Source organism: Pontibacterium sp., assembly GCF_041587635.1.
In the GTDB taxonomy this organism is placed as follows: domain Bacteria; phylum Pseudomonadota; class Gammaproteobacteria; order Pseudomonadales; family Balneatricaceae; genus Pontibacterium.
Map to the genome: position 1 here is coordinate 1 of NZ_JBFGYC010000130.1, position 8126 is coordinate 8126.

12 protein-coding genes are annotated in these 8126 nt (G+C 49.5%); 2 read left to right on the plus strand and 10 right to left on the minus strand.

Annotated features, from left to right (window positions below; all coding sequences use genetic code 11):
- Positions 1-296 precede the first annotated feature (296 nt).
- Positions 297-548, minus strand: a complete 252-nt coding sequence (locus ABYW01_RS08570) for a TIGR02647 family protein (protein WP_193953772.1) — start codon at positions 546-548, stop codon at positions 297-299.
- Between the two features lie 62 nt (positions 549-610).
- Positions 611-775 (minus strand): hypothetical protein, encoded by a 165-nt coding sequence (locus ABYW01_RS08575; RefSeq protein ID WP_193953771.1) that lies wholly within the window; start codon positions 773-775, stop codon positions 611-613.
- Between the two features lie 365 nt (positions 776-1140).
- On the opposite strand from ABYW01_RS08575, the gene ABYW01_RS08580 reads away from it, so the two are divergent.
- Positions 1141-1491, plus strand: a complete 351-nt coding sequence (locus ABYW01_RS08580) for a RidA family protein (RefSeq protein WP_193953770.1) — start codon at positions 1141-1143, stop codon at positions 1489-1491.
- Positions 1492-1588: 97 nt separating this feature from the next.
- On the opposite strand, the gene ABYW01_RS08585 is transcribed toward ABYW01_RS08580, so the two are convergent.
- From ABYW01_RS08585 to ABYW01_RS08620, 8 genes are all read right to left on the minus strand, one after another.
- Positions 1589-1771 carry a hypothetical protein gene (locus tag ABYW01_RS08585; RefSeq protein WP_193953769.1) on the minus strand — a complete coding sequence of 61 codons (183 nt, stop codon included), beginning with the start codon at positions 1769-1771 and terminating at the stop codon, positions 1589-1591.
- 158 nt (positions 1772-1929) lie between these two features.
- Positions 1930-2529 (minus strand): hypothetical protein, encoded by a 600-nt coding sequence (locus tag ABYW01_RS08590; RefSeq protein ID WP_372832072.1) that lies wholly within the window; start codon positions 2527-2529, stop codon positions 1930-1932.
- 6 nt (positions 2530-2535) lie between these two features.
- Positions 2536-3789 carry an SO_0444 family Cu/Zn efflux transporter gene (locus ABYW01_RS08595; protein WP_372832073.1) on the minus strand — a complete coding sequence of 418 codons (1254 nt, stop codon included), beginning with the start codon at positions 3787-3789 and terminating at the stop codon, positions 2536-2538.
- A gap of 86 nt (positions 3790-3875) precedes the next feature.
- Positions 3876-4832, minus strand: a complete 957-nt coding sequence (locus ABYW01_RS08600; protein ID WP_372832075.1) for an AEC family transporter — start codon at positions 4830-4832, stop codon at positions 3876-3878.
- Positions 4833-4946: 114 nt separating this feature from the next.
- A complete protein-coding gene (locus ABYW01_RS08605; RefSeq protein ID WP_372832077.1) occupies positions 4947-5441 on the minus strand; it encodes a histidine phosphatase family protein in 495 nt (164 codons plus the stop codon).
- A gap of 114 nt (positions 5442-5555) precedes the next feature.
- Complete coding sequence (locus ABYW01_RS08610; RefSeq protein WP_372832078.1) at positions 5556-6410, minus strand: 3-hydroxybutyryl-CoA dehydrogenase; 855 nt, start codon at positions 6408-6410, stop codon at positions 5556-5558.
- Positions 6411-6503: 93 nt separating this feature from the next.
- Positions 6504-6947, minus strand: coding sequence for a VOC family protein (locus ABYW01_RS08615; RefSeq protein WP_372832080.1), 444 nt, complete (start codon positions 6945-6947; stop codon positions 6504-6506).
- Positions 6948-7134: 187 nt separating this feature from the next.
- The gene (locus ABYW01_RS08620) at positions 7135-7308 is read right to left on the minus strand and encodes a hypothetical protein (protein WP_372832081.1); all 174 of its coding nucleotides are present in this window, start codon (positions 7306-7308) and stop codon (positions 7135-7137) included.
- Between the two features lie 497 nt (positions 7309-7805).
- On the opposite strand from ABYW01_RS08620, the gene ABYW01_RS08625 reads away from it, so the two are divergent.
- On the plus strand, positions 7806-8126 hold a 321-nt coding region (locus ABYW01_RS08625), incomplete at its 3' end, for an AMP-binding protein (RefSeq protein ID WP_372832083.1).

Consider the following 8126-nt stretch of genomic DNA (forward strand, 5'->3'; position numbering starts at 1 on the left):
ATATCGGACATTGAGTGAAAAATTCACGATGCCACTGCATACAAAAATGCACAGTTGCAGCGTGAACGGGAGTTCAAGGGCTTTATCGTAGGCGTTTTTTTGAAAGTGACGGAATCAGCGTCATCGGGAACACGAATGCAGAATGGACCTGAATCGATTACAAAGGCTTCTATTGCAGAAAAGGAGATGGGAGATGGATCTCCTGTCGATCATTCCAAAACATATGCCTTGAAATACGGGGAACCATCTCATAAGCCACCGTGTTATCAGTGGCTTTTATATTGTGACGTAGATAATCAGATTGGCTGACGACTTTCAGTGGTCAGAATCAGTAGCAGGGCTTCACTATGCTCCAGCGCATCACGTCCCAGTGGGGTCAGATAGCCACCATCGTCCTGAGTGATCAGGCCTTTATCGTGCAAGCGCTGTGCAGCTTCGATCATCTCTGTTGCTGCCGTGTTATGGACTTTGATGCCACTCTGGGTTGATTCCAGAGAAAACTGGCTAAGCAGGTTGAGTTCGTCAAGCAGAGACTGAGAGTACGGCATTCGTCGGATTCCTTCTGTCAGACCGGGCGATGGTGCCCGGTTCTATAAGACGTAACAGCAGGTCAGACGCGGTGAGCTGTAGTGTCGGCTTTATCAGCCTGAGTGATACTCTCTGGCAGATTGCCATGCTGCACAATACGAATGACCTTCTCTACTCTAACACCTTTACGGTGAGATTTGGCACGATAAGGGTTGCCGGTGGCTTCTGCCAGTGCGTGAAAATCCATAATGTGACTCCTTTTATATTTATTGTGGGGTGTTCGTGGGTATTTTCGTTGGAGTACGAGATGGAACGGTGTAGCAGTGGATCGTCAGGGCCTGAGTTTGAACATCGATAACCCCATGTATGAGTCTCTAATATCAATCAGATAAAAATGATTCACCAGTCAACTTTCGTTTGATGTGCTGCTGCAGCATGTTTAGATTTCATATTTGAAAGATGCCTGGATGCCCTCTGGCAAATAGCTCTGCATATGATAAAAAGACAACAAATTCCGTTGGAAAGGCGCAGCAAAACGCAGCTTTATTTCTGCCGAAGCGCGCTATTATTCGTAAAAATTCCGTCTACTAAATTCAATCCGGAGGTCTTCCGATGAGCATTACCCGTATGGAAACCGGCCAGCGTATGAGCCGTATCGTTATTCACAACAACACAGTGTATCTCTGCGGCCAGGTTGCTGCGGATGCGTCAGCGGGCATTGAAGAACAGACCCAGACTATGTTGGATAAAGTTGATGCGTTGCTGGAACAGGCGGGAAGTGACCGTGAGCACATCCTGTCCGCAACATTGTACATTCGTGACATGAAGGATTTTGCAGCAATGAATGCTGTATGGGATGCATGGGTTCCTGAAGGTCACGCTCCTGCTCGCGCATGTGTGGAAGCGCGTATGGCACGTCAGGAATTGCTGGTCGAGGTATCAGTGGTTGCGGCGCAGAAGTAAAGCAGCCTATGCCACAACGGAGATCAGCTGCATAAGCAGCTGATCTTGTATCGCGCATCGCTTTTATTGTCGCCGTTCATACCGGGGCTTCCGGTATCTAATTCAGCATATCTGCAGTGGTTTCGTATTGCTCTGCCAGCAAGAAGTCTGCGGCTGTTTGTCCTTCATCTCTTAATACTGAAGCCTGGCGCCTCAGCTCCCGGATCATATCTTCCCTGCGAATGCGCGGTTCTGCGCGTTGCAACTGCGGTGCTTTATTCGGATCGGCCTGATAGTACATCTTCGAATCCTCTTCGCATATTATTCTAATATCGCTGCGTCTCTGAGCGGACAACGTACAGAGATTCAGTATAGACGCTCTCTGAAAGGAGAAGAGGGTTGGCAGAAAATATGGATTCCAAAGTGCACAAAAGCCGTTTTTTATTGTTCCAGGTCATTTTAGAACTGCTGCATCATTTCTCGCACTCTGCGGTCGTCCACGCACCGTTTGGCATAACTCAGTGTGGCGTCACTACAGTGTATCGATTCCATATCAGCAGGCAGTTCTGCACCTGAATTGATTAGGAAGTGAATCAGTTCAAGACGCTCTGTTCCTAATGCCAGAGGCATTAGATCGGGGTCCTGAGTGAGCTGGCTCCCGTATTCAATCAAGCGACTCAGATGCACCATCTGTTCGGTTTCAGAGCAGTGATAGAAACATGCGCTTAGCAAATTATCCGTATTGGCGTCTGCACCGGCTCGCAGCAACTGGGTGATCAGATTCAGGCTATTCTCAGATTGCTGTAATGCCAACAGTAATAAAGGCCGGCCGCAACTGGCCAGTGCATTCGCATTACACCCCTGATTCATGATCAGTTCCAGTGACTTGGGTTGTTGAGCACTAATAGCAACCTCTGCTGCGGATTGCTTATCTCGTAACGGAGCATCCAAGGCTGCCGCATCAAATTTCGTCAGCAGTCGGGCAAGCTTATCCAAGTCCGCATCAATGATGGCGTTAATCAGTTTCTGGTTACGGCTGGAGGTAAGTATTTTTAGCATGGCGTTTCAAAATCCCAGACGGCTGCGCAGTGGTTTAATTGTGAGCAATAGCAATACAACCGCTGCCACCCAGTGGAGCAGCATATATTCACTGCCGTATTGATGATCGCTAATACCTGCAGCGAGCTCGAATGCGGCATCACCCAGCAAGGCATCAACCAGCAACCCGAGACCCACCGCGCTGATACTGATACCTGTCAGATAAAGGACGACCGCACGTTTACCCAGTTCCCGGATCAATATACCAAGAGATGCGATGTTTGTAGCGGGGCCCACCAGCAGGAAAACCAGCACCGTCCCCGGGGATAATCCGGCAACAAGCAGTGCAGCAGCTAGTGGTGTTGAGGCGCTGGCGCAAATATACAGCGGTAAGCCAACCAAAAGCATCAGCAGCATAGCGCCTAATCCGGAACCATAGGCAGTGAGATTGCCCGGCTCGATCAGTGATGCAATGACAGCGGCCATCACCAGACCAAACGCCATCCAGTATTTTATATCGTCCAGAACATCAACCAGTGCGAAGCGTAATCCAGCCCAGATACCTGGTTTTTTTGTAGGTGTTGTTTCAGTTTTAGATTGGCTGCTGCAGCATGATGCCTGAGGTGAAGCCTCTTTAACCGCATTTTTACCGCTGCAAAAACTGCTTGTTGTTGTGACCGTGGCAAGGGGGGCGGCTGCATTTTTACTGCCGCAGCAGCTGGTTGTCGTCATGACAGGGGCAACGGGCTCGGCCGCTTTTTTACTGGAGCAGCAGCCAGTATCCGATGCTGAACTTTCTGCGGGTGATTCCTCTGCCTGCTTGCTGCTACAACAGCTTTTTACAGGAGTTTTTTGATCTGCAGTTGCTTTAGCCGTCCCGTCCCGATCAAAAAACAGGACCAGTAAACCACTCGCAATCGCGCTGGTGATCGCAGAGAACGGACGGATGATCGCCATCACGGGTCCCATCAATGCATAAGTGACGGAAATGGAGTCGATGCCTGTTTCTGGAGTCGCTATCAGGAAGGATGTGGTGGCCGGCTTAGAATCCCCGCTGCGGTGCAAGCCAATCGCGGTCGGTAACACGCCACACGAGCACAGAGGAAGAGGAGCTCCGATCAGCGCGGCACGGATGACGGACCCCGGACCTTTTCCGCTGAGAAGGCGCTTGACCAGTTTCTCAGGAATCCAGCCTTTGATGACCGCCGCCAGCGATAAACCGAATAATAACCAGATCGCAGTTTCGAGATAGATATTTAGCAGGTTTTCCAGAAACGTCATGGGCAACTATAGCTCTTAATGTCGGTGCATGGATCTTAATTCGATGCTTCTAATATACGCCGATTGAATAAATGCAGCGAGACTAATCAGATGACGCCCCAAACACGCAAGAGATAGATACCTGCACTAAGACTCAAGACAGAGCCTAAAGTGGTCGTCAAAATAATATTGGCAGCCAATTCCCCGTTCGCGCCCGTGGCTTTTGCCATCACAAAGCTGGCGGCGGCGGTTGGGCAGCCAAAAAGAATAAACAGCATGGCCAGATCCTGACCGCGAAAACCATAAATCCATGCACCAATACTCAGACCCACCGGCAAGATAACCAACTTGGTCGAGGTTGCCCAGAATGCCATGGCGGAGGTGTCTTTCAGGCTCTTGATGCTAAGGGAGCCGCCAATGGCTAGCAGTGCAAGCGGAAGCGTGAGGTTAGCAAAATAGCGGCCGGTTTTTTCCACGACTTCAGGTAACGTCCACCCCATAAATGAGAACGGCAATGCAAAAAGTACCGCCAGAATCAGTGGATTCTTAATAATTTCCACCAGCGCTGAGCTGAACTTTAAACCGCCCTCTTTATGCAGCGGTAAGGTAAGAGCAAAAATTGACAGTACGTTATACAGCGGGATCACCATCGCCAGCAGGATCGATGCTTGCGCAAGCCCGGAGTCCGCAAATAAGTTATAGGACACCGCTAAGCCAATAATTCCGTAGTTACCGCGAAATGCCCCCTGAATAAACGCCCCCAGATCCCGGCCATCCTTGATCCAGCGTGCTGCCAGCCACCACAAGAGGGCAAAAGAACTTAGGGTGGCACCCACAAAGTAGATCAGTTGATCGGGATTAAACACCGACTGAAAATTGGTGCCGGAGATCGCCATAAAAACCAGTGCAGGCAGCGTGAGCGTAAACACCAGTCTGGAAGCTGTGCTGACAAAAGGGGCATCAATCAGGCCTATGCGCTTGAGTACGATACCGAGGAAAACAATAAAAAAGATCGGTGCAACGGTATTGGCGGTAAACGCCAGAGATTGCAGGTAGAGTTCCAACGTGAATAATCCGCCGTAGAAGTATCAGTAAGATGAATACGACGCAATTTTAGCACAAAGGCAATGCCGGAGTTGTGACCTCCCAGGACGTTCAGCGGTACGAGATCAGCGTACTTATTGATGAAGCTTGGGGTAGTCGAAACGGGTGAGCGTACCGCAGCTTTCTGCCAGCTCCGACCAGCTGGTGATACTCAGATGGATATGCAGGAGTCCAGCGGTAGGAAATTTTTCCAGCACATCATGGGTGAGAAAATAACCCAGATCTTGCAGCCCCGGATTGTGGCCAAACATCATGATATGACGGTAACGGTCTGATTGGTTTTGTAATACGTTAAGTAAGGTTTCGTAGCAGGACTCGTATAACTCGGGAATTTTCCGGATCTCTTCCAGAGGCATGTCCAATGACTGACTAACCGATTCAGCGGTGGTGACCGCTCTGACAGCGCCGCTACTCAGAATCAGATCAGGAAAGAGCTCAAACTTAACAATGCGCTCTCCTAAAGCAGGCAGGTCGCGCAGACCTCGTTTGTTAAGCGGGCGTTCAAAGTCGCTGAGACTCGGATCGTTCCAACAGGATTTTGCGTGCCGGATTAGGGTGAGCTGACGCATAATGTTTCCCCCCTTTGAATTACTAGTATTGTGGTAAAGGGGTAAAACCTCAAAGAAAAAACAAAAAAACGCCCGAGTCATCAGCTGGCTACGGGCGTTTTATGATCACTGAATTTAGCGATAATCGTAGAAACCGCGACCGGCCTTTTTACCCAACCAGCCCGCTGCGACGTACTTGCGCAGCAACGGTGCCGGGCGGTATTTATCTTCGCCCAGATCGTGATGCAGGACCTCCATCACCGCTAAGCAGGTATCCAGACCAATAAAGTCGGCCAGCGTCAGTGGGCCCATCGGGTGCGCACACCCCAGCTGCATCGCGGTGTCGATATCCTCTACATTCGCGATACCTTCTTCCAATACATAGCAGGCTTCGTTGAGCATCGGCACCAGAATACGGTTAACGACAAACCCCGCTTTATCATTACACGCGACCGGGCTCTTTCCGAGCTGTTCCGTAAATGCCTTAGCCGTGTCAAAGGTGCTGTCGCTGGTCGCGAGACCTCGAATCACTTCAACCAACGCCATCACAGGCACCGGGTTGAAGAAGTGCATACCGACCACTTTATCCGGACGACTGGTCGCCGCACCAATGGTCGTGATGCTGATAGAACTCGTATTGGATGCCAGAATGGTACCCGCTTTGCACACCGAATCCAGATGCTGGAACAGGTTGAGCTTTAGGGTTATGTCTTCACTGGCCGCCTCGATCACCAGATCACAATCAGCCAGATCGGTCAGCGAGCCAACCGGTGTAATATGCTGAAGCAGAGTATCCGCCTCACCAGCAGTGATCTTCTCTCTTTCCACCTGCGAATTCAGGCGCTTGGCGATGCTATTAAGTCCATTTTGTGCTGCTTGCAGATTTACGTCTGAGATTCGCACCGCGACGCCTGCGGCAGCGATAACCTGAGCAATACCGGAACCCATTTGTCCCGCACCGACTACACCTACTGAGCTGATCGTTGTCATCTGTCCCCATCCACTCTACGAGAATTTTTGCACACTGAGATTAATCGTTACCGGCCAGTATAAGGGAATGTACTGACATTCGACAGCGCGGGGCTATGAGTCTTTCGATGGAGTAAGTTTGCTGAAATCGTCGGCACCGGGACCGAGTGGCTGACCGTAACTAAATTCAACATAGTTGCCGTTAGGGTCTCGCAGTCCACAGTAATAGCCCACCGGAAAAGGCTCCTGACGGGGCTCCCATACCAGACTCCCTGCCTGGCGTGCCCGCTGAGCTATATCATCAACGGCAGCATGGCTGTCTAACGCAAAGCCAAAGTGCCGATAGTCGTTATCCGCCAACACCAGATTCTGCCCCCCATTCATTAATACGAAAATGAAATCAGTTTCGCGTGAAGGCTCAGCCATCCATATGATCTTTTTCGGACCGTGCTGACGCTGATGAATAATTGCCATGCCACAGAACTGACGATAAAACTGAACGCACGCATCAATGTCCTCCACGTGCAATGCAATATGTGTCAAACGGGGTGTCTGCATAATAAAACAACCAGTCGATTCAGAATTGAGTATATAGAAGATATAGCTTAGAAACGGCGGGGGTGATGCGAGGCGGTGTTGTCGTTCAGGTATGAGGATTGCGCCCCCGGTTTATAATTTTAATAAACTAGTTTATTGCTTAAACCGTTCTGTCTCCGGGGGCGGCGAGCAGAAAAGTATCTCGTGTTTAGTGGTCGTCCAGCAGACCTTTATCAACAATTCGCCATGTCAACTCACAGGCTTCCAGCCTTTCCAAAAGCGTTGCTTCAATCTCCTCATCGGTCAGTACTGCTTCTAACTCGTGTTTATGTTTCCGGTCGAGTGTAGGCTCCTCCATAGGAGGGTGTTGGTTGCTCCTCATTGTTAACCGCCCTCTGTAATACTTGGTTGGTCATGTCCTTTCTGAAGCTTACCAAGAGGTATTAGCCCCTCTGCTGAGAGGTCTTTTTTATTGTTGGTAAGCGGTCTGGGTGAGACCGCATCTCCTAAAGGCTAGCACTGATCAAAAAAAAGTCATACCTTTTAGTGGGCTTTAATATCCGACTATTCAAATATGAATTATTTGTTACAAATATATTTTTGGTAAGTTATTGAATATTTACATTAACAGATTGATATTTATGAATTTTATTTTTTATTTCTCTTGGTTTTAATACAAGATTTTTTAATTTCTCTGGGCTATTTAGCGAATATTTAAGGCTTACACATGCTTGCCAAGGAGAAACAAACAAACGTTTGATTAACGGAATTCCTATTCGGATATCCTTTCACATTTTTCTCGCGCCTCTCGTCTCAGTGCCATACTAGAATGAGTTCTGTAAGCAACCCAGCAAGCGTACATGGAGTGAGGACAGGGTTATGACGGTTGAACGGGGACACTCTATCCCTGAGGCGATCAATCCTCAGGGCTTTAAAAACGTAACGGATATTGCGGCATGGGCATGCAGTCAATATGCCGATAAACCAGCTTTTACCAGTCTCGGGCGTACCTTAAGCTTTCAGGAACTCGACGAGCTGGCCGACGCCTTTGCGGTGTATCTGCAAAGCTATACGGATCTGGAGCCCGGCGACCGTATCGCAGTCCAGTTACCCAACATCGTGCAGTATCCCGTCGTACTGCTTGGGGCAATGCGAGCCGGCCTGGTCGTGGTCAATACCAACCCCCTCTACACCGCATCC

Excerpts from the sequence above, each read along its gene's own strand:
- ABYW01_RS08620 (WP_372832081.1), bottom strand. The coding sequence starts at position 7,308 with ATGAGGAGCAACCAACACCCTCCTATGGAGGAGCCTACACTCGACCGG.
- ABYW01_RS08590 (WP_372832072.1), bottom strand. The coding sequence starts at position 2,529 with ATGCTAAAAATACTTACCTCCAGCCGTAACCAGAAACTGATTAACGCC.
- ABYW01_RS08570 (WP_193953772.1), bottom strand. The coding sequence starts at position 548 with ATGCCGTACTCTCAGTCTCTGCTTGACGAACTCAACCTGCTTAGCCAG.
- ABYW01_RS08605 (WP_372832077.1), bottom strand. The coding sequence starts at position 5,441 with ATGCGTCAGCTCACCCTAATCCGGCACGCAAAATCCTGTTGGAACGAT.
- ABYW01_RS08585 (WP_193953769.1), bottom strand. The coding sequence starts at position 1,771 with ATGTACTATCAGGCCGATCCGAATAAAGCACCGCAGTTGCAACGCGCA.
- ABYW01_RS08580 (WP_193953770.1), top strand. The coding sequence starts at position 1,141 with ATGAGCATTACCCGTATGGAAACCGGCCAGCGTATGAGCCGTATCGTT.
- ABYW01_RS08615 (WP_372832080.1), bottom strand. The coding sequence starts at position 6,947 with ATGCAGACACCCCGTTTGACACATATTGCATTGCACGTGGAGGACATT.
- ABYW01_RS08595 (WP_372832073.1), bottom strand. The coding sequence starts at position 3,789 with ATGACGTTTCTGGAAAACCTGCTAAATATCTATCTCGAAACTGCGATC.
- ABYW01_RS08610 (WP_372832078.1), bottom strand. The coding sequence starts at position 6,410 with ATGACAACGATCAGCTCAGTAGGTGTAGTCGGTGCGGGACAAATGGGT.
- ABYW01_RS08575 (WP_193953771.1), bottom strand. The coding sequence starts at position 775 with ATGGATTTTCACGCACTGGCAGAAGCCACCGGCAACCCTTATCGTGCC.